Raw genomic sequence first — 20,112 nt, forward strand, 5'->3', positions numbered from 1 at the left:
CACTCCCGGGGGAGCGCCGGCCCGCACGGACCCGTCGGCCCGGTCAGCCCAGGAGGCGGCGCAGCCGCTCGCCGGCCGTGCCCAGCACCGAGCGGGCCTCGGCCAGCCGCTCGGGCGTCACCCCGCCGTCCCGGGCCGCGTCGCGGACCTGGTCCCGGAAGCGGTCGAGCAGCCGTTCCAGCTCGCGGGCCGGATCACCGGCCGGGTCGGTCGCGGTCCAGGCCGGAAGGTCGGCCGGGGCGGTGCCGGCCGGCTCGTCCTTGTCGAGGTCGATCCGGGTGACCCTGACCTTCTCGGCGGGTGCCTCGGCGTCCTGCGCCGGGTGGCCCCAGCGGGCGGCGTCGGCCAGCCCGGCCAGACCCTTGGTGAGTTCGGAGAGCCCCTCGGCCAGTCCGGTCGGCCAGTCGCCGCGGGCCGCGTGGTCGCGGACCTGCTGCTCGACCCGGCGCTTGATCCGCAGCGCCTCCTGCTGGGCGGCCGTCCGCGCCGCCCGGGACTGCTCGCGGAGCCTGCGGGCCTCCTCCTCGGCGGCCTTCGCCTTGGCCTTGGCCGCCTTCTCCTGCTCCTTGGCGCGCTTGGCCTGCTCCTTGGCCTGCTTCTTGAACTGGGCGAACTCGTCCTTGGCGCGCTGCCAGGCGTCCTTGTCCCCCCAGGGGCCGGCCCACGGGTCCCCGCTCTCGGCGCCCTCCGGGCGGGGTGCCTGCTTCGCCGCCCCCCACAGCTCCTCGCGCAGGCTCCGGGCGCCGTCCCGGACGTCCTCGCGGATCGCCCCGGCGAGCTGGGCCACCGAGTCGCGGATCTCCAGCTCCAGCTCGTCCAGCTCGCCCTGGCGGGCCGCCAGCTCGCTCCGGCCGGCCTCGGTGAGCCGGTAGACCTTGCGGCCGCCCTCGGTGCTCTGCGTCACGAGGCCCTCCTGCTCCAGCTTGGCGAGCCGGGGGTAGACGGTGCCGGCCGAGGGCGCGTACAGGCCCTGGAAGCGCTCCTCCAGGAGGCGGATGACCTCGTAGCCGTGCCGCGGTGCCTCGTCCAGCAGCTTCAGCAGGTAGAGGCGAAGGCGGCCGTGGCCGAAGACGGGGGTCATCTCAGACCTCCTTGGTGAGGTCGGGGCCGGTGCCGAGGTCGGGGCCGGCCGGGAGTTCCTTGACGATCACGGGGCCGTCGTCCTCGGCCTCCGGCCGGCGGAGCACGGTGACGGCGCCGGAGACGGTGGTCACCACCAGGTTGCCCCGGCCGTCGCCGAGCTTGCCGGAGAGCCGCTTGGCGCCCCAGGAGCCGCCGACCTTGAGCTGCTCGAAGGTGCTGGTGACGTCCCCGCTGTTGGTACCCGCCTCGACCTTGGTGTCGACCAGCGAGGGCAGCCGGACGCCGACCGAGCCGCTCACCGTGGTGACCCGGATCTCCGACGGGGTGGCCACGTCGAGGTCGAGGGTGACGTCCCCGTTGACCGAGTGGACCTGCACGTTGTCCGAGGTGCCGGCGACCAGGGTGACCTGCCCGGAGGCGGTGTTGACCTTGAGGTCGCCGGAGAGCGACTGGGCGTCGACGTCCCCGGAGACGGTGTGGGCCTCCGTCCGGCCGGTCAGGCCGACCAGGGTGGCGTCGCCGCTGGCGCTGTGCACCGAGACCGGCGCGGTGATGCCGGAGACGGTGGCGCCGGCCGAGACGGTGCCGGCCTTGACCTTGGCGCCGGCCGGTACGGCCAGCGAGACCACGGCCCGGCGGGTGCGTCGCAGCCCGCCGAAGAACGACTTGATGGACTGCACCGACTTGACCGACTCGCCGAACTCGCTCCAGCTGAGGTCCTTGTAGGTGACCGTCAGCACCCCCTCGGCGAGGGTGACCTGAAGGGGCTCGCCCTCCAGCTCGGTGACCTCCAGCCGGGCCGGGCCCTCGGTGGCCACCACGTTCACGGCGCCTCCGACGATCCGTACGTGGAGGGCGTCGACCTCCCCGTCGATGGTGATCCTGTCGGGGCCCTCGACCGTCCACTGGCTCATGTCTGCCGCCTCCCGTTACGACTCGCGATGTATCGCGTCCTCTTCCAAAGACGATATATCGCGTGACGGCGAAGTCAAGGGATCCGGCCCCGAGGGCGCCCCGGAGAGCGACCCGGAACGAACCCCGAGACGCCCCCTACGGGGCGCGGCACGCGAAGGGCCCGGGAGGCGGGTGCCTCCCGGGCCCGTCGGTCACGGTCTACCGCGTCACTCGTCGTCCTCGTCGTCGAGCCGGGCCAGCCAGGTGGCCAGCCGCTCGACCGGGATCTCGAAGTCCGGGTTGAGGTCGACGAACTCGCGCAGGCGCTCGGCCAGCCACTCGAAGGTGACCTCCTCGTCGCCGCGCCGGTTCTGCAGCTCCTCGATGCCGCGGTCGGTGAAGTACACGGGTTCGCTCCGGTCCGGTGGGGATTCGACCTGGTCAGGATAGTCCGGGCGGGCGCCCGGTCCGGTGGGGATTCGACCTGGTCAGGATAGTCCGGGCGGGCGCCCGGTCAGCTGGCCCGCCAGGTGCTCACGGTGAGCTTGACGGCGCCGGTGGTGCCGTCGGCGATCTCGACCACCGCGATGGCGATGTTGCGGGTGAGCCGGTCGCGGACGCAGAGCAGGCGTCCGGGCGAGACCCGGTTGAAGGACAGGTCGGTGTCGGGCCGCGAGTCGATCGCGATCGCGCACTGCTCCGGGGTCACGCTGGCCTCGGTGATCACCGCGAAGTCGGACTTGTCGTCCCCCGCCGTGGTGAAGGAGTTGGCCTTGCTGCTGCTGCCGGTGGCGTTCAGCCCCAGGCCCCACTTGAGGTCGTTGCCGCGCGGCACGACCGTCCCGCCGTCCAGGTCGATCCGGTAGGAGTCGTAGTACGCCTCGGTGCCGGGGATGGCCAGCGGCTTCTTGTCGAGCAGCGGCGTGTAGCCGACCGGCCGGGCGGGCGCGGTCACGCCGTTGCTGGTCGTGGCCGACGGCGCGGCCGTCACCTTCCCGGCGGACGACGGGGTCGGCGAGGGGCTGTGCGAGCCGGCCGCCCCGGCGTCCGCGGTCTGCGACGGCAGCGGCTGGGGCTGGTTGCCGGGGCTCTGCTGGGCGGTGCTCGCGCTGTCGTTCTTCTTGTCGTCGTCGCCGAGCTTCTTCACCAGCACCACGCCGCCCGCGGTGCCGCCGAGGGCCGTCACCAGGGCGACCACCAGCAGGACCTTCCAGGAGACGCCCTTGCGCCGCGGCTCGGGCGCCGGGGTGTCCGTCACCACCGGGCCGGGCGGCGGGGTGTCGTAGGACGGCGGCTCCTGGCGCAGCTGAACGGTCGGCGGCGAGGGCAGCACCGGCGCGGTGGGGGCCTCGTAGCCGGGCTGCGGAGGGCCGTACGCGCCGAGCGGCGGCGGGGTGAAGCCCGGCGGCGGGGTGACCGGCTGCGGCCGGGGGGTGCCGAAGTCCGGCACGCCGAAGGAGGCCGCGGTGGCCGGGTGGGTCGGCGGCGCGAAGGGCTGCGGCGGGGTGGTCGGCGGGCCGCTCGGAGGCGCGGTGGGCGCGGCCGGCAGCGGGGTCGGCGGGGTCTTCGGCAGGTCCGAGCGGCGGGTGATCTCGGTGTTGACCTGCCGGGGCAGCCAGTCGTCGGCGAACCGCAGCTGCCCGCCGACCGACGGGTGGTTGCGGGCGATCTCGATGATCTCGGCGGGCTTCGGGCGGTCCTCGGGGGACTTCGCCAGGCAGCGCATGATCAGCTCGCGCAGGTCGGCCGGCACGGCGTCCAGGTCGGCCTGCTCGTGCACCACCCGGTAGAGCACGGCGGTGTCCGGGCCGTCGCCGAACGGCGCGGTGCCGCCGGCCACGTACGCGGCCAGCGCGCCGAGCGCGAAGACGTCGGTGGCGGGGGTGACCGGGCGGCCCTGGGCCTGCTCCGGCGACATGAAGGCGGGCGAACCGATCCGGTAGCCGGTGCCGGTCAGCGCGGTGGCGTCGGCGGCCCGGGCGATACCGAAGTCGATCACGCGCGGGCCGTCGCCGGCCACCAGCACGTTGGCCGGCTTGAGGTCGCGGTGCACCACCTCGACGCTGTGGATGGCCTGCAGCGCCTCGGCGATGCCGCCCATCAGCAGCAGCACGGTGCGCACCGGCAGGGCCCCGTTCTCGCGGACCACCTGCTGCAGCGAAGGGCCCGGCACGTACGCGGTGACCAGCCAGGGGGCGTCCGAGTCCAGGCCGCCGGAGTCGATCACCTGGGCCGTGTAGAGGCCGTGGATCCGCTGGGCGTTGCTGACCTCCTGCGCGAAGCGGCGGCGGAACTCGCCGTCCTCGGCGAACTCCGGGCGGACCACCTTGAGCGCCACCGGACGGCCGCCCGGGGTGTACGACAGGTAGACCCGGCCCATGCCGCCGGCGCCGAGGCGGGCGAAGAGCCGGTAGCCGCCGACCTCGCGCGGGTCGTCCGGGTGCAGCGGCTGGAAGACCGGCGGGAGCGGCGAGGCCGTGGCGTCCCGTGGTGTGTCGGCGGTCATGTGGTGATCCCCCTGGGAGAGCGGTGAGGTCATCCGGTCGGTCACGGGCGCGGTGAGGGCGCCCGGGCATCGGTCCGGCGAGGCATAACCTACCGACCCGTCAGCTGTGCTCGCAGGTCGGTGGCCGTTTGGTTGCAGAGCTGGAACCTTGGCACGGCGCCGTCACACGGGCCGCGGGACACCGGAACGGCCCCGGCCCCCGTGCGGTGTGCGCGGGGGCCGGGGCCGTTCGAGCCCGGCCGGGGCCGGGGCGGGCTCAGATGGTGAAGATCTCCTCCAGCAGCGCCTGCTGCTCGGCGGCGTGACGCTTGGCCGAGCCGACCGCGGGGGCCGAGGAGGCCGTGCGGGCGACGCGGCGCAGCCGCGGCGAACCGTTGGCACTGCGGCCGATGACGACCTGCAGGTGGTCGACCAGGTTCATCGCGATGAACGGCCAGGCACCCTGGTTGGCCGGCTCCTCCTGCGCCCAGACGAACTGGACGTCGTCGCCGTAGCGGGCCAGCTCCTCCTGGAGCTCGGCCACCGGCAGCGGGTAGAGCCGCTCGACCCGGACGATCGCGGTGTCGGTGACCCCGCGCTCGGTACGGGCCGCCTCGACGTCGTAGTAGAACTTGCCCGCCGTGATGACGACCTTGCGGACGTTCGCCGGGTCGACGGTGGTGTCACCGATGACCGGGCGGAACGAGCCGGACAGGAACTCCTCGGTGGCACTCGCCGCGGCCTTCAGACGCAGCATCGACTTCGGGGTGAAGACGACCAGCGGCTTGTGGTGCGGGTTGTGCGCCTGCCAGCGCAGCAGGTGGAAGTAGTTCGACGGCAGGGTCGGCATGGCGACCGTCATGTTGTTCTGCGCGCACAGCTGCAGGAAGCGCTCCGGGCGGGCGGACGAGTGGTCCGGGCCCTGGCCCTCGTAGCCGTGCGGCAGCAGCAGGGTGACGCCGGAGTGCTGGCCCCACTTCTGCTCGGCGGAGGCGATGTACTCGTCCACCACGGTCTGCGCGCCGTTGACGAAGTCGCCGAACTGCGCCTCCCACATGACCAGCGAGTTCGGCCGCGTCAGCGAGTAGCCGTACTCGAAGCCCATCGCCGCGTACTCGGACAGCAGGCTGTCGTACACGGTGTAGCGGGCCTGGTCCTCGGTCAGGTACAGCAGCGGGGTGTAGTCCTCGCCGGAGACCCGGTCGATGAGCACCGCGTGGCGCTGGCCGAAGGTGCCGCGGCGGCTGTCCTGGCCGGCGAGGCGGACGGGGTGGCCCTCCATCAGCAGCGAGCCGATGGCGAGGGTCTCGCCCATCGCCCAGTCGATGGTGTTGTCCTCGACCGAGGCGGCCCGGCGCTGCAGCTGCGGCAGCAGGCGCGGGTGGACGGTCAGCCAGTCCGGCAGGTTGACCTGCGAGGCGGCGATCCGCTTGACCATCTCCTGCGAGATGCCGGTCTGGATGTTGACCGGGAAGTCCGCCTGCGGCTTGCCGTTGGAGGCCGGGGCCGGCGTCTGGGCGGCGTCGCGGACCTCGGCGAAGACCTTCTCCAGCTGGCCCTGGAAGTCCTGGAGCGCCTGCTCCGCCTCTTCCATGGTGATGTCGCCGCGACCGATCAGGCCCTCGGTGTACAGCTTGCGCACCGAGCGCTTCTTGTCGATCAGGTCGTACATCAGCGGCTGGGTGAACGACGGGTTGTCGGCCTCGTTGTGACCGCGGCGGCGGTAGCAGATGAGGTCGATCACGACGTCCTTGTGGAACGCCTGACGGAACTCGAAGGCGAGCCGCGCGACGCGGACCACGGCCTCCGGGTCGTCGCCGTTCACGTGGAAGATCGGCGCCTCGATCATGCGGGCCACGTCGGTGCAGTACATCGACGAGCGGCTGCTCGCGGGCGCGGCGGTGAAGCCGACCTGGTTGTTGACCACGACGTGCACGGTGCCGCCGGTGCGGTAGCCGCGCAGCTGCGACATGTTCAGGGTCTCCGCGACGACGCCCTGGCCGGCGAAGGCCGCGTCGCCGTGGATCTGGATCGGCAGCACCGGGAAGGTGGTGCCGCCCTGGTCCAGGATGTCCTGCTTGGCGCGGGCGATGCCCTCGACGACCGGGTCCACGGCCTCCAGGTGGGAGGGGTTCGCGGCGAGCGAGACCTTGATGGTCTCGCCGTCCAGGCCGGTGAAGGTGCCCTCGGAGCCGAGGTGGTACTTCACGTCGCCGGAGCCGTGCATCGACTTCGGGTCGAGGTTGCCCTCGAACTCGCCGAAGATCTTGCCGTACGGCTTGCCGACGATGTTGGCCAGCACGTTGAGGCGGCCGCGGTGGGCCATGCCGATGACGGCCTCGTCCAGGCGGTGCTCGGCCGCCGAGTCGATGGTCGCGTCCAGCAGCGGGATGAGCGACTCGCCGCCCTCCAGCGAGAAGCGCTTCTGCCCGACGTACTTGGTCTGCAGGAAGGTCTCGAAGGCCTCGGCCGAGTTCAGCCGGCGCAGGATGCGCAGCTGCTCCTCGCGCTCCGGCTTGGTGTACGGCTTCTCCAGGCGCTCCTGCAGCCACTTGCGCTGCGTCGGGTCCTGGATGTGCATGTACTCGATGCCGACCGTGCGGCAGTACGTGTTGCGCAGCAGGCCGAGGATGTCGCGCAGCTTCATCATCCGCTGGCCGCCGAAGCCGCCGACCGCGAACTCGCGCTCCAGGTCCCACAGGGTGAGGCCGTGCGTGGTGACGTCCAGGTCGGGGTGCTTGCGCTGCTTGTACTCCAGCGGGTCGGTGTCGGCCATGAGGTGGCCGCGGACCCGGTAGGAGTGGATCAGCTCGATGACGCGGGCGGTCTTGTTGACCTCGTCGTCGTGCGTGGTGGCCACGTCGGTGGCCCAGCGGACCGGCTCGTACGGGATCCGCAGCGACTCGAAGATCTCGTCGTAGAAGCCGTTCTCGCCCAGCAGCAGCCGGTGGATCTCGCGCAGGAACTCGCCGGACGCCGCGCCCTGGATGACGCGGTGGTCGTAGGTCGAGGTCAGCGTCATGATCTTGGAGACGCCCAGCCGGGACAGCGTCTCCGGGGCGGAGCCCTGGAACTCGGCCGGGTACTCCATGGCGCCGACGCCGACGATGGTGCCCTGGTTCTGCATCAGGCGCGGCACGGAGTGCACGGTGCCGATGCCGCCGGGGTTGGTCAGCGAGACCGTGACGCCGGTGAAGTCGTCCATGGTCAGCTTGTTGGCGCGGGCCCGGCGGACGATGTCCTCGTAGGCCTGCCAGAAGCCGAAGAAGTCGAGGGTCTCGGCCTTCTTGATCGCCGCGACCACGAGCTGGCGGTCGCCGTTCGGCTTCACCAGGTCGATGGCCAGGCCCAGGTTCACGTGCTCGGGCTTGACCAGGTACGACTTGCCGTCCTTCACCTGGTAGCTGTGGTTCATGCCCGGCGAGGCCTTGATGGCCTGGACCAGGGCGTAACCGATCAGGTGTGTGAAGGAGACCTTGCCACCGCGGGCGCGCTGCAGGTGGTTGTTGATGACGATGCGGTTGTCGATCAACAGCTTGGCCGGCACGGCGCGCACGGAGGTCGCCGTCGGCACCTCCAGCGAGGCGTCCATGTTGGTCGCCACCGCCTTGGAGGGGCCGCGGAGCTGGACCAGCTCGGGGCCGGTCTCGGCGGGCGCGGCCGGCGCCGGAGCGGCGGCCTTCGGGGCCGGGGGCGCGGCAGGAGCTGCGGCGAGGGGCGCGGGCGCCGGGGCCGCGGCGGCGGGCGCTGGCGCGGCCGGTGCGGCGGGGGCGGGCGCGGCCGGAGCAGCAGCGGCGGGCGCGGGGGCGGCAACGGGGGTCGGCGTGGGGCCGACCTGGGTCGCGGCCTGGGTCACTGGGGTCACCTCGGTACCGGGCTTGTAGTCGGCGAAAAAGTCCCACCAGGCTCGGTCGACCGAGTTCGGGTCCTGGAGGTACTGCTGGTAGATCTCGTCGACGAGCCACTCATTGGGGCCGAAGCCAGTGGAGCTTGCCGAGCTGTTGGGGGTTTCTTGGGACTGTGGCGACACGGCGGCAACCGCCCTCTTCCGCTTCCTTTTGGGATGTTTGGACAGCGGGGATTAAGGCTACGCCCCTGACCAGTGATCGCGCAGTCCCCAGGGCTCAGGCGTCGCCCAGATCACAGTCCTGACCTGCAGGTTGGCTGAAAATGTGCGTTAGAAAGCCGCCTCGGATGGGAAGCGATCGCTTCCGATCAGCCGCTATATATGGATGAAACCGGACAAATCATAGCCCGGAGCCACCTGGATCGTCCGTCCACGTCTGTGTCGCTTCTGTGACATGCGGGCGACGTCCGATCGACGCGGGCGGGTGCCCGGGGCCGCCGAGCGGACCCCGGGCGGGCGCTACCGCGGGCCGGGCAGCCGGACCTCGATCCGGCAGCCGGGGGAGGCCTCCGCCACCTCGATCCGCCCGCCGTGCAGGTCCACCGCCCAGCGGGCGATGGCCAGCCCCAGACCGGTGCCGCCGTCGGAGCCGGGACCCTGGGCGGTGGCGGTGCCGCTGCGGCTGAACCGCTCGAAGACCCGGGTGCGGTCGGCCGCCGGGATGCCCGGCCCCTCGTCCTCGACCTCCAGCAGCAGCGCGCCGGGCTCGCCGCCGGGCCGGGCCCGGACCGTCACGGTGCCGCCGGGCGGCGAGTGCTTGCAGGCGTTGTCGACCAGGTTGGCGACCACCTGGTGGAGCCGCTCGGTGTCCGCCACGCCGGTCAGGCCGGCCGGGCTGACCTCCAGGGCCAGCCGGACGTCCCCGCGCCGGGAGAAGGCCCCGCCGGCCGTCGCGCCGTCCACGGTGACCCCGCGCAGCACGCCGTCCAGGAACTCGCGCACCTCGAAGGGGCGCGCGTCCAGGTCCACCACGCCGTCGTCGATCTTGGACAGGTCGAGCAGGTGGGTGACCAGCCGGCCGAGCCGTTCGGTCTGCTCCAGGGCGGCGCCCAGGGTCGCGGGATTGGGCTGGACCACGCCGTCCACCACGTTCTCCAGCACGGCGCGCAGCGCGGCGATGGGCGTGCGCAGCTCGTGCGAGACGTTGGCGACCAGCTCCCGGCGGTGCCGGTCGGCGGCCTCCAGGTCGGCCGCCATGTGGTTGAAGGTGGCCGCCAGCTCGCCGATCTCGTCCCGGGAGCTCACCTCGACCCGGCGGCTGTAGTCGCCGGAGGCCATCGCGCGGGCGGCGGCGGTCATGTCGCGCAGCGGGGCGGTCAGCCCGTGCGCGAGGAACTGCATGAAGAGCAGTGAAGCGATCATGGAGAAGACCATGATGATCCGGATCTGCGTCTCGGAGCGGATCGCCACCACGACCATGCCGGTGGCGAGGAAGACCGAGACGATCACCAGGAGGGCGAGCTTGCCCTTGATCGAGCGGACCGGGTCGAGCGGCCGGATGTCGGCCCACACCCGGTGGGCGGCGCGGGCGGCCAGCGTGGGCCGGGCGCCGTCGGCGTCGCCGTTGCGTTGCTGTGGAAAGGTCATTGGTCCCCTGTGATCCCCGCGGGTCCGCGCGGCGGTTCGGGACACGGGCCCCCCGGAGGCCCGGTGCCCGAGGCGCCGCTAGGAGAGCGGGGCCTCCAGCGCGTAGCCGACCCCGTGGACGGTGCGGATCCAGCTGGCGCCGATCTTCCGGCGCAGCGCCTTGACGTGGCTGTCCACGGTGCGGGTGCCGGACGCGTCCGTCCAGTCCCAGACCTCGGCCAGCAGTTGCTCGCGGGTGAGTACCGCCCGCGGCTGTGCGGCCAGGCAGGCGAGCAGGTCGAACTCGGTCGGCGTCAGGTGGACGTCGCCCGAGGCCAGCCGGACCCGGCGCTGCACGTGGTCGATCTCCAACTCGCCGAAGCGCAGCGAGCCGAGCGCCGGTGTGCGGGCCGCCTGCTGGGCACGCTCGACGCGGCGCAGCAGGACGTTGACCCGGGCCGCCAGCTCCCGCATGGAGAACGGCTTGGTCATGTAGTCGTCGGCGCCCACGCCGAGGCCGACCAGGAGGTCCGTCTCGTCGTCACGCGCGGTCAGCATCAGGACCGGTACCGGGCGTTGGGCCTGGATCCGGCGGCACACCTCAAGGCCGTCGAAGCCGGGCAGCATGATGTCGAGCACGACCAGGTCGGGCTGCCAGGTGTGGAACCCGTCGACCGCGCCCGGGCCGTCGTGGGCCACGGCGACCTTGAAGCCCTCCGCGCCCAGCCGGGCCGCGATCGACTCGGCGATCGTGGGCTCGTCCTCCACCACCAGCACTCTGCGCTGGCTGCTCACCGTGCCGCCGCTGTTCTGGTTGTCCTGCTGAATTTCTGTCACGGTCACGCCACCGCCCCCAGGGCTGCGGGCCGGCCACCTGTGGGGATGGCGAGGCTCCGCTCGTAGTCTTGTTCCGTCGTGGACTGTGCCGGGTCCGCCGTCCCGTAGCGCCTGCGGAGTCGGAGGACAGGTGTGGACTGCCCACCGCTCCCGCACACTTCGCAGCGTACGGACACCCGGTGCTTCCCGGCAGGTGGACCGGATGTTTCCGGCCCGTGGGCCGGCCGTCCGGCCGCCCGTCGGACCCACTCGGAAGTGGGCACGGGCCAGTACCTTACCCGCCGATTTTTCACTGCGTAACGGTACGTATGCACTCCAGTTGACGACAAGCCGCCGGTCAGAGCCGCTACTCGTGCGTAGACGGAGTGCAGGTCTGTACCAATCGTGGAGTCGCGCGCCACATGATGTTCACGGGGTATTCCCAGCTGGCTCCCAGGACCCCGAAGTACCGTGGTCACGACAAGTCGCACAGGCGGGATTTCCGGCGCGCGCCGGTACGTTGAGCACCGGACGGGGGCCGGAGGCTGCGGGTCTGGAGCGGAGGCGGCATGGCGGAGCTGCGGAGGAGCGCTGTGGTGGGCGGGCCGCGTCCGGGGCCGCCGTACGGGATGCTCCGGTTCGGCCTGCGGACCGGCCTGGCCGCCTGGGTGCTCGCCCGGGTGCCGACGCCCCGGCGCAACCCCTTCGCGCTCGGCTACCTCGCCGTGGTCGTGGCCACCACCACCTTCGCCGGGCTGGCCGACCCGGGCCTCGTGCTCCGGCTGCAGGAGGCCTCCAGCTCGGACGGGCACAACCTGGTCCACCACCCGCTGCGCGCCCTGCTGTTCAGCGGCTTCTGGGTGGCCGGGACGATCTGGATGCCCTACCTCTGGGCCTTCGCCTTCACCGTCGCGCCGCTGGAGCGCCGGGTGGGCGCCGTCCGGGCCGCGGCGGTCTTCGGGATCGGGCACGTCACGGCGACGGTGCTCTCCCAGTCGGTGGTGATCACCGCCGTGGCGACCGGCCGGATGGAGCCCCGCGCGCTGGACTGCCTGGACATCGGGGTCAGCTACGGCGTGCTGGTCAGTCTCGGTGCGCTGGCCGGGCTGCTGCCGCCGCGCGGGCGGCTGCTCGCGCTCGGCGGCGCCGCCGTCCTGGTCGCCGAGCAGATCGCCGGCGACCGGGACCTGGTGACCGGGGTCGGCCACCCGGTGGCGCTGCTGACCGGGGTCGTGCTCTGGCGCTGGCTGCGGAACGGGCCCGGCCCCCGGTGGCGGCGCCCGGAGGCGGCGGCCGTCGGCGCCACGGGCCCGGCGCAGGCCCAGGGGGCGACCGCCCTGCTGGACCGCGCGTGACTCCCGGGTGCTCCCGGGGGGCGGTGCGCGCCCCCATGAGGCGTTTTTGACACCCCTTCCCGGACCCCTTCTTGTTCGCTCCCGGCGAACAGGGCGGGGGGAACATTCCATGGCCGCGAAACCTTAGTCAGGTCAACTCAACTTCGCTGACTGGGGAGAGATCATGGCATCGACGTCCACTCCGCTCACCCTGCCCGTACTGCCGCTCGACGACGAGGTCGTGCTCCCGGGCATGGTCGTCCCGCTGGACCTCAAGGACACCGAGGTGCGTGCCGCGGTCGAGGCCGCGCGGGCCGCGGCCGCCGGCGCCGGGAAGCCCCAGGTGCTGCTGGTGCCGCGGGTGGACGGCTCGTACGCGGCGGTCGGCACCCTCGCCACCGTCGAGCAGGTCGGGCGGCTGGCCGACGGGGAGCCGGCCGCGCTGGTCCGCGCCGTGCGCCGGGTCCGGATCGGCGTCGGCACCACCGGGCCCGGCGCCGCGCTCTGGGTGGAGACCACGCCGTTCCGGGAGTCCTCGGAGGGCACGCCGGTGGCCGGCCGCGCCGCCGAGCTGGTCCGGGAGTACAAGGCGCTCTCCACCCAGTGGCTGCGCAAGCGCGGCGCCTGGCAGATCGTCGACCGGGTGGCCCAGATCGAGGGCGTCGGCGAGCTGGCCGACAACATCGGCTACGCGTCCTTCGTCACCGCGGAGCAGAAGCTCAAGGTGCTGCTGGAGGCCGACCAGGTGGCCCGCCTGGAGTACGCCCTCACCCTGCTGCGCGACCACCTCGCCGAGGAGGAGGTCAACGACACCATCCGCAAGGACGTCGAGGAGGGCGTGGCCAAGCAGCAGAAGGAGTTCCTGCTCCGCCGCCAGCTGGAGGCCGTCCGCAAGGAGCTGGCCGAGCTGAACGGCGACCCGGCCGACGAGGAGGGCGACTACCGCGCCCGGGTCGAGGCCGCCGACCTGCCCGGGAAGGTCCGCGAGGCCGCGCTGAAGGAGGTCGACAAGCTGGAGCGGGCGTCCGACCAGTCGCCCGAGGGCTCCTGGATCCGCACCTGGCTGGACACCGTCCTGGAGCTGCCCTGGAACGAGCGCACCGAGGACGCCTACGACATCGCCGGCGCCCGCGCCGTGCTGGACGCGGACCACTCCGGCCTCGGGGACGTCAAGGACCGGATCGTCGAGTACCTGGCCGTCCGCAAGCGCCGGGCCGACCAGGGGCTCGGCCTGGTCGGCGGCCGCCGCGGCGGTGCGGTGCTGGCCCTGGTCGGCCCGCCCGGCGTCGGCAAGACCTCGCTGGGCGAGTCGGTGGCCAGGGCGATGGGCCGCACCTTCGTCCGGGTGGCGCTCGGCGGCGTCCGGGACGAGGCGGAGATCCGCGGCCACCGGCGCACCTACGTCGGCGCGCTGCCCGGCCGCCTGGTGCGCGCCATCAAGGAGGCCGGTTCGATGAACCCGGTCGTCCTGCTCGACGAGATCGACAAGGTCGGCTCCGACTACCGGGGGGACCCGGCGGCCGCCCTGCTGGAGGTGCTGGACCCGGCGCAGAACCACACCTTCCGGGACCACTACCTGGAGGTCGAGCTGGACCTCTCGGACGTGGTCTTCCTCGCCACCGCCAACGTGCTGGAGGCCATCCCGGAGGCGCTGCTCGACCGGATGGAGCTGGTCCGGCTGGACGGCTACACCGAGGACGAGAAGGTCGTCATCGCCCGGGACCACCTGCTCCCGCGCCAGCTGGAGAAGGCCGGGCTGACGAGCGAGGAGGTCTCCGTCGAGGAGGAGGCGCTGCGCAAGCTCGCCGGGGAGTACACCCGCGAGGCCGGCGTCCGCACCCTCGAACGCTCGATCGCCCGGGTGCTGCGCAAGATCGCCGCGCAGTCCGAGCTGGGCGAGCGCGAGCTGCCCGCCGCGATCGGCGCGGGCGAGCTGCGCGCGCTGATCGGCCGGCCGCACCACGTCCCGGAGGCGGCCCAGGAGCCCGCCGAGCGGCGGACCGCCGTACCGGGTGTGGCGACCGGCCTGGCGGTGACGGGCGCCGGCGGTGACGTCCTGTACATCGAGGCCTCGCTGGCGGACGCCGAGACGGGCGGCACCGGGCTCACCCTCACCGGGCAGCTGGGCGACGTGATGAAGGAGTCCGCGCACATCGCGCTCTCCTACCTGCGCTCGCGCGGCGCCGAGCTGGAGCTGCCGGTCACCTCGCTGCGCGACCGCGGCGTGCACCTGCACGTCCCCGCCGGGGCCGTCCCCAAGGACGGGCCGAGCGCCGGCATCACCATGACCACCGCCCTGGCGTCGCTGCTCTCCGGCCGCCGGGTGCGCACGGACGTGGCGATGACGGGTGAGGTGTCGCTGACCGGGCGGGTGCTGCCGATCGGCGGGGTGAAGCAGAAGCTGCTCGCCGCCGACCGGGCCGGGGTCGGCACGGTGATCATCCCCAAGCGCAACGAGGCCGACCTGGACGACGTCCCGGCCGAGGTGCTGGAGCGGCTCACCGTCCACCCGGTGGCGGACGTGCGGGAGGTGCTGGAGCTGGCCCTGGAGCCGGCCGAGGTGCTGGTCGCCGCCTGACGGCGGGACGGGAACGGGCGGCGGCCCGGCGGAGCGCGCTGCTCCCGCCGGGCCGCCTTCCCGCCGATTCCGTCGGAGGGAGCGTCGGCGGGCCCCGTGCGAAACTGCGAAGATGCCGTCCCCCACTCAGCGCGCCCTGGCCAAGGTGCCGGCGGGGCTGCGCCCGTTCCTGGTCAGGCACCGCAGGCTGGTGAAGGTCCTGCTGGTCGGGGGGACGTGCTTCGTTCTGACAACAGTGATCAACTTCTCACTGAAGTTCACCCTTTTGGAGCACAAACCGGTGGTGGCGCTCACCATCGCGACCGTGGTGGCCACCACCGTCTCCTACGTGCTCAACCGCCGGTGGTCCTTCCGGGCCCGCGGCCACCGGCGTGAGGTGCTGCTGTTCCTGCTCGTCAGCGTGGTGGCGATCGGCGTCAACGACCTCCCGCTGATCGTCTCGCGCTACGTCCTGGACCTGCGCGAGCCGCAGGTGACGCCCTTCACCCAGGAGGTGGCCGACTTCCTGAGCGGCATGGTCCTCGGCACCTTCGTCGCGATGCTCTTCCGCTTCTGGGCGATGCAGCGCTGGGTCTTCACGCGCTTCCCCGAGCCCGTCGCCCCCCGCGTGGAGCAGCCGCAGCGGATCCCGTAGCGGCCCGGCGCGGCGGGGCGCCGGAGCGGCCGATCCGGCGCCCCAGGGCCCGGCGGGAGCGCCCGGCCGAACGCGGTTACGCTGCAGACACCGGTCCGAACTGCGGGACCCGCCCACCGGCGGGGCGGGCGGAAGCTGAGCGGGGTGAGCGCGATGCGCGAGACGGACGGCCTCCGGGCCGGGCCGGCCAGCCAGCAGGGCATGCGGCGGGCCAATCTGGCGCTGGTGCTCGGCGTGATCGCGCGGGCCCCGCGCTCGCGCGCGGAGGTCGCCGCGGAGAGCGGGCTGACGAGGGCGGCGGTGTCCTCGCTCGCCGAGGAGCTGATCGCGGCCCGGCTGGTGGTCGAGGAGGGTCCGGCGGCGCCCAGCGGCAAGGTCGGCCGGCCCGGGACGGCCCTGGGGCTCAACCCCGAGGGACCGGCGGGTCTGGGCGCCGAGATCGGGGTCGAGCACCTCGGCGCCTGCGTGGTCGACCTGCGCGGCGAGGTCCGCGCCTGGCACCGTCAGGAGATCCGCAACCGGGACCGGCGGCCCGCCGCCGTGATGGCCGACCTGGCCGAACTGCTGCGCCGGGCGGTCGTCGACGCGGGGCTGCGCCCGGCCGGGCTGATGCTCGCGGTGCCCGGCCTGGTCGGCGACGGCGACGGGGTGCTCCAGCGCGCCGCCAACCTGGGCTGGCAGGACGTGCCGCTGGCCGCCGAGCTGCGGCCGGCGCTGCGCGCGGCCGGCGCGCAGGGCCTGGCCGAGCTGCCGGTCGAGGCCGAGAACGAGGCCAACCTGGGCGGGCTCGCCGAGCTCTGGCTGGGCGGCGCCCCGGATCACTTCCTGCACGTCTCGGCCGAGGCCGGGGTCGGCTCGGCGATCGTGGTCGGCGGCCGGCTGATGCGTGGGGCGCACGGCTACGCCGGAGAGCTGGGGCACGTGCCGGTCCACCCGGACGGACCGCGCTGCGCCTGCGGGGCGCACGGCTGCCTGGAGCAGTACGCGGGGGAGGCGGCGGTGCTGCGGGCGGCGGGGCTGGAGGGGATCCGGGGCGACTGGGTCGCCCTGCTCGCCGAGCGGGCCGGGGCCGGGGACGAGGAGGTCCGCGGGGCGCTGGACGGGGCCGGGTCGGCCCTGGGGATCGCCTCGGCCGGGGCGGTCAACCTGCTCGACCCGGCCGAGGTGGTGCTGGGCGGCGGCTACGCCCGGCTGGCGCCCTGGCTGCTGCCGGGGATGCGGGCCGAGCTGGCGGCCCGGGTGACCGTCCGCCCCTGGACGGAGGAGCGGCTGGCGGTTTCCCGGCTGGGCCGGCGCGGGCCGCTGCTGGGGGCGGCGGTCGGCGTGGTCCGGGCGATCGTCGCGGACCCGGGCCGGCTCGACGGGTAGGGGCGGTGTCGGGCCGGCCCGGGCGGTGCGGTGGGGCTACCCGGCGGGCAGCTCGCGGCCCCCGCGCGGCCGGCGCAGCACGGCGGCGAAGGTGACGGCGACGCCGACCAGTGCCCAGACCAGCAGCACGAGCAGCGGCATGGTGAGGTTGGTCGCGCCGAAGTAGGCGATCGAGCGGGCCGCGTCGGTGCCGGCGCCGTTCGGGATCCAGGCGCCGATGGCCCGCCAGAACGGGGGCACCATCGGTGGCGGGAAGACCCCTCCCGCGCTGGGGTTGCCGAGCACCACGAAGATCAGTACCGCGACGCCGATCCCGATGATGTCGAAGAGGCACTGCAGCGCCATGGTGAACGCGCCGACCGTGAACACCACCAGGGCGCCCAGCGCGGCGAGCCCCCAGGACGAGCCGGGCAGGGCGTTCAGCGCCGGTCCGACGATCACCGCCCCGCCGATGCCGGCCGCGATCGAGTACAGCGCGAGGGCGGCGAGCCGGATGGCCGCCCGGTAGGCGTTGGCGGGTTTCGCCCCGGCGCTGACGCCGAGGATCGAGGCGACCAGGTAGCCGCCGACGCACCAGCCGATCACCAGGTAGAAGGAGGACAGGCCGTTGGTGTCGCCCTTGGCCAGCGGGATGGTGTCGACGGTGCGCACCGTCCGGCCCTGGGTCTGGTCCACCGCGGTGACGATGGTCTGGGCGGCCCGGGCGGCGGCCGGGCCGCGGGCGTTGGCGACCAGCAGGGTGTCCTCGGTGCCGGCCGGGTCCACCACCAGCGCGGCGTAGAGCTTCTGGTCCTTGATCCGGGCGGTGGCGGTCTCCGCGTCGGGCGCGGTGGAGGCCCGTACCGCGTTGTCGGGCACCCCCTCCAGCGCCTCGACCAGCTTGGGGGAGACCTGCGGCGGCGCGACCACCGCGATCGAGAGCTCGTGCGGGGTGGGGCTGTGCAGCGCCCCGACGTACGAGGTGATGAAGCCGAGCTGGAGGAGGAGGACGGCGATCACCAGCAGCGCCGCGCGCGGGGTGACCGCCCCCTTCAGTTCGGCGACGAGTCCTGGCCTCGGTCCCTGCCCTGGGGTGGTCATCCACATCTCCTTGCGTATCGGGAAAAACGGATACTTCATACCATCAAGTAGTTGGCTTTCCCGATTTCCCGCGCCGTATGTGGGGGCACTGTGCTGCGGGATACTTGCGCGGTGAGTGCGGCGAATGACGAGGAACCCCTGCTGGCGGTGGAGCGCGAGGTCGCGCTGATGTTCCGCCGGGGCCGGGCCCGGGTGGCGGAACTCTCCCGCCGGGTGCACCCCAGCCTGGAGGGGGCGGCGTACAGCATGCTCGGCTACATCGAGCAGGCCGGGCGGGTGCGGGTGACCGACGTCGGCGTGCACTTCGCGGTGGGCAAGGCCACGGTGAGCCGGCAGATCCGGGCGCTGGAGGAGCTGGGCCTGGTGACCCGGGAGGCGGATCCGCTGGACCGCCGGTCCGCGCTGGTCTCGCTCACCGACGACGGCCGGCGGCGCTACCTGGGCGCGCGGGACGCCCGGATCGAGCGGGTGCGCGAGCTGATGGCCAACTGGTCCGAGGAGGACGTGATCCGCTTCGCCGGGCTGCTGCACCGCTTCAACGACGTGGTCGGGGAGGCCGTCGGGACCTGAGGTCCGGCGGTCCGGCGCGGGTCGCGGGGCGGGACTTTACTTGGGCTTGAAGAAAGTTGCCTTAAGCAACCATTGATCCTATGGTTGCTTAAGGCAACGACTTTTCCGTCCCTCGTCGCCGCCTCCCGCTTCCGCCCCGCACCCGCCGAAGGACCCAGATGACCGTCACCACCCGAGCCGCGACCGGAGCCGCCACCGCCGACGACGACACACCCATGACCCACCGGCAGGTGCTGGAGGCCCTGTCCGGCCTGCTGCTCGGCCTCTTCGTGGCCGTGCTGTCGTCGACCGTCGTCTCCAACGCCCTGCCGCGCATCCTCACCGACCTGCACGGCGGCCAGTCCGCCTACACCTGGGTGATCACCGCCACCCTGCTCACCCTCACCGCCTCCACTCCGATCTGGGGCAAGCTGTCCGACCTGGCCAGCAAGAAGCTGCTCCTGCAGATCGCCCTGGTGATCTACATCGCCTCGTCCGCGCTGGCCGGCCTCGCCCAGAACACCGGCGAGCTGATCGCCTGCCGCGCGCTGCAGGGCATCGGCGCCGGCGGTGTCACCGCGCTCGCCCAGATCTGCCTGGCGGCGATGGTCCCGCCGCGCGAGCGCGGCCGGTACAGCGGCTACTTCGGCGCGGTCTTCGCCCTCGCCACCATCGGCGGCCCGCTGATCGGCGGCGTCATCGTGGACACCTCCTGGCTCGGCTGGCGCTGGTGCTTCTACGTCGGGATCCCCTTCGCGCTGGCCGCGATCGCGGTGCTGCAGCGCACCCTGAAGCTGCCGGTGGTCAAGCGCAAGGTGAAGATCGACTACCTGGGCGCCCTGGTCATCACCGGTGCCGTCAGCCTGCTGATGATCTGGATCACGCTGGCCGGCAAGAACTACGCCTGGCTCTCCTGGCAGACCGCGGCCATGGTCGGCGGCGGCCTGGTGCTGGGCGGGCTCGCCGTGGCGATCGAGAAGCGCGCGGCCGAGCCGATCATCCCGCCGAGCCTCTTCCGCCACCGCACCGTCACCCTGGCGGCGGTCGCCAGCGTGCTGGTCGGCATCGGGATGTACGGCGCGACCACCTTCCTCAGCCAGTACTTCCAGCTGGCCAGGGAGAAGTCCCCGACCATCGCCGGCCTGATGACGCTGCCGATGATCCTCGGTCTGGCCGTCGCCTCCACCGTGGCGGGCAAGCTGATCACCAAGTACGGCCGCTGGAAGGCCTACCTGGTCGCCGGCACCCTGATGCTGGCCGTCGGCTTCGCCCTGCTCGGCACCGCCCGGGCCGACACCGACTACGTGCTGCTCGCCGTCTACATGGCGATCACCGGCATCGGCCTCGGCCTGACCATGCAGAACCTCGTGCTCGCGGTGCAGAACACGGTGCCCCGGCACGAGCTCGGCGCGGCCAGCTCGGTGGTCACCTTCTTCCGCACCATGGGCGGCGCGATGGGCGTCTCCGCCCTCGGGGCCCTGATGAACAACCGGGTCGGCCACTACCTGACGGAGAACCTGGCGGCCGCGCACGTCCCGGCCACCGGCGCCGCGGCCGGCGGCGGCATCCCGGACCTGCACAAGCTGCCCGCCCCGCTCGTCCCGCTGGTGACGGACGCCTTCGGGCACGGGGTCGGCGTGGTCTTCCTGGTCGCGGCGCCGTTCGCGCTGCTGGCCTTCGTGACGGTGCTGTTCATCCGCGAGACCGTGCTGCGCACCGGCCACCAGGGCTGACCGCCGCCGGCGGGGGCACGGGGCAGGGCACGGCGAAGGCCGGGGAGCGGACCACCGCTCCCCGGCCTTCGCCGTACTCCGTGCG

14 protein-coding genes are annotated in these 20,112 nt (G+C 73.1%); 6 read left to right on the forward strand and 8 right to left on the reverse strand.

Annotated features, from left to right (window positions below):
• Positions 1-43: 43 nt before the first annotated feature.
• The 7 genes from ACZ34W_RS05905 to ACZ34W_RS05935 all read right to left on the reverse strand — a co-directional run bounded on the left by ACZ34W_RS05905 (position 44) and on the right by ACZ34W_RS05935 (position 10,772).
• Positions 44-1,081: a PadR family transcriptional regulator gene (locus ACZ34W_RS05905; protein ID WP_329489569.1), complete on the reverse strand. Its 1,038-nt coding sequence runs from the start codon at positions 1,079-1,081 to the stop codon at positions 44-46.
• A gap of 1 nt (position 1,082) precedes the next feature.
• Positions 1,083-1,997, reverse strand: coding sequence for a DUF4097 family beta strand repeat-containing protein (locus ACZ34W_RS05910; RefSeq protein WP_329489570.1), 915 nt, complete (start codon positions 1,995-1,997; stop codon positions 1,083-1,085).
• A gap of 207 nt (positions 1,998-2,204) precedes the next feature.
• Positions 2,205-2,384: a DUF6104 family protein gene (locus ACZ34W_RS05915; protein WP_063347844.1), complete on the reverse strand. Its 180-nt coding sequence runs from the start codon at positions 2,382-2,384 to the stop codon at positions 2,205-2,207.
• A 107-nt stretch (positions 2,385-2,491) separates the two neighbouring features.
• Positions 2,492-4,483, reverse strand: a complete 1,992-nt coding sequence (locus ACZ34W_RS05920; protein WP_465602085.1) for a serine/threonine-protein kinase — start codon at positions 4,481-4,483, stop codon at positions 2,492-2,494.
• Between the two features lie 256 nt (positions 4,484-4,739).
• On the reverse strand, positions 4,740-8,492 hold the full coding sequence (locus tag ACZ34W_RS05925) for a multifunctional oxoglutarate decarboxylase/oxoglutarate dehydrogenase thiamine pyrophosphate-binding subunit/dihydrolipoyllysine-residue succinyltransferase subunit (RefSeq protein ID WP_329489572.1): 3,753 nt from the start codon (positions 8,490-8,492) through the stop codon (positions 4,740-4,742).
• A gap of 336 nt (positions 8,493-8,828) precedes the next feature.
• The gene (locus tag ACZ34W_RS05930; protein ID WP_329489573.1) at positions 8,829-9,956 is read right to left on the reverse strand and encodes a sensor histidine kinase; all 1,128 of its coding nucleotides are present in this window, start codon (positions 9,954-9,956) and stop codon (positions 8,829-8,831) included.
• Between the two features lie 78 nt (positions 9,957-10,034).
• Positions 10,035-10,772, reverse strand: coding sequence for a response regulator transcription factor (locus tag ACZ34W_RS05935; RefSeq protein ID WP_209411241.1), 738 nt, complete (start codon positions 10,770-10,772; stop codon positions 10,035-10,037).
• A 548-nt stretch (positions 10,773-11,320) separates the two neighbouring features.
• Here ACZ34W_RS05935 and ACZ34W_RS05940 point away from each other — a divergent pair.
• The 4 genes from ACZ34W_RS05940 to ACZ34W_RS05955 all read left to right on the forward strand — a co-directional run bounded on the left by ACZ34W_RS05940 (position 11,321) and on the right by ACZ34W_RS05955 (position 16,665).
• Positions 11,321-12,106 (forward strand): rhomboid-like protein, encoded by a 786-nt coding sequence (locus tag ACZ34W_RS05940; RefSeq protein ID WP_465602086.1) that lies wholly within the window; start codon positions 11,321-11,323, stop codon positions 12,104-12,106.
• 163 nt (positions 12,107-12,269) lie between these two features.
• Positions 12,270-14,663: an endopeptidase La gene (gene lon, locus ACZ34W_RS05945; protein WP_465602088.1), complete on the forward strand. Its 2,394-nt coding sequence runs from the start codon at positions 12,270-12,272 to the stop codon at positions 14,661-14,663.
• A gap of 112 nt (positions 14,664-14,775) precedes the next feature.
• Positions 14,776-15,297: a GtrA family protein gene (locus tag ACZ34W_RS05950; protein WP_329489576.1), complete on the forward strand. Its 522-nt coding sequence runs from the start codon at positions 14,776-14,778 to the stop codon at positions 15,295-15,297.
• 153 nt (positions 15,298-15,450) lie between these two features.
• A complete protein-coding gene (locus ACZ34W_RS05955; RefSeq protein ID WP_465602186.1) occupies positions 15,451-16,665 on the forward strand; it encodes an ROK family protein in 1,215 nt (404 codons plus the stop codon).
• Between the two features lie 36 nt (positions 16,666-16,701).
• Here ACZ34W_RS05955 and ACZ34W_RS05960 read toward each other — a convergent pair whose 3' ends face one another.
• Entirely contained in the window at positions 16,702-17,745 is a 1,044-nt protein-coding gene (locus tag ACZ34W_RS05960; RefSeq protein WP_329489577.1) for an ABC transporter permease, read from the reverse strand.
• A 111-nt stretch (positions 17,746-17,856) separates the two neighbouring features.
• Between ACZ34W_RS05960 and ACZ34W_RS05965 the strand changes: the two genes are divergently transcribed.
• Complete coding sequence (locus tag ACZ34W_RS05965) at positions 17,857-18,315, forward strand: MarR family winged helix-turn-helix transcriptional regulator (protein WP_329489578.1); 459 nt, start codon at positions 17,857-17,859, stop codon at positions 18,313-18,315.
• Positions 18,316-18,530: 215 nt separating this feature from the next.
• Positions 18,531-20,027 carry an MDR family MFS transporter gene (locus ACZ34W_RS05970; RefSeq protein ID WP_465602188.1) on the forward strand — a complete coding sequence of 499 codons (1,497 nt, stop codon included), beginning with the start codon at positions 18,531-18,533 and terminating at the stop codon, positions 20,025-20,027.
• The last annotated feature ends 85 nt before the right edge of the window (positions 20,028-20,112 follow it).

The organism is Kitasatospora sp. NPDC022856, assembly GCF_055561235.1.

What these genes read in the sequence shown, in the direction of transcription:
- ACZ34W_RS05905 (WP_329489569.1), bottom strand. Translation starts at nt 1,081, where the DNA reads ATGACCCCCGTCTTCGGCCACGGCCGCCTTCGCCTCTACCTGCTGAAG.
- ACZ34W_RS05910 (WP_329489570.1), bottom strand. Translation starts at nt 1,997, where the DNA reads ATGAGCCAGTGGACGGTCGAGGGCCCCGACAGGATCACCATCGACGGG.
- ACZ34W_RS05920 (WP_465602085.1), bottom strand. Translation starts at nt 4,483, where the DNA reads ATGACCGCCGACACACCACGGGACGCCACGGCCTCGCCGCTCCCGCCG.
- ACZ34W_RS05930 (WP_329489573.1), bottom strand. Translation starts at nt 9,956, where the DNA reads ATGACCTTTCCACAGCAACGCAACGGCGACGCCGACGGCGCCCGGCCC.
- ACZ34W_RS05940 (WP_465602086.1), top strand. Translation starts at nt 11,321, where the DNA reads ATGGCGGAGCTGCGGAGGAGCGCTGTGGTGGGCGGGCCGCGTCCGGGG.
- lon (WP_465602088.1), top strand. Translation starts at nt 12,270, where the DNA reads ATGGCATCGACGTCCACTCCGCTCACCCTGCCCGTACTGCCGCTCGAC.
- ACZ34W_RS05950 (WP_329489576.1), top strand. Translation starts at nt 14,776, where the DNA reads ATGCCGTCCCCCACTCAGCGCGCCCTGGCCAAGGTGCCGGCGGGGCTG.
- ACZ34W_RS05955 (WP_465602186.1), top strand. Translation starts at nt 15,451, where the DNA reads ATGCGCGAGACGGACGGCCTCCGGGCCGGGCCGGCCAGCCAGCAGGGC.
- ACZ34W_RS05960 (WP_329489577.1), bottom strand. Translation starts at nt 17,745, where the DNA reads ATGACCACCCCAGGGCAGGGACCGAGGCCAGGACTCGTCGCCGAACTG.
- ACZ34W_RS05970 (WP_465602188.1), top strand. Translation starts at nt 18,531, where the DNA reads ATGACCCACCGGCAGGTGCTGGAGGCCCTGTCCGGCCTGCTGCTCGGC.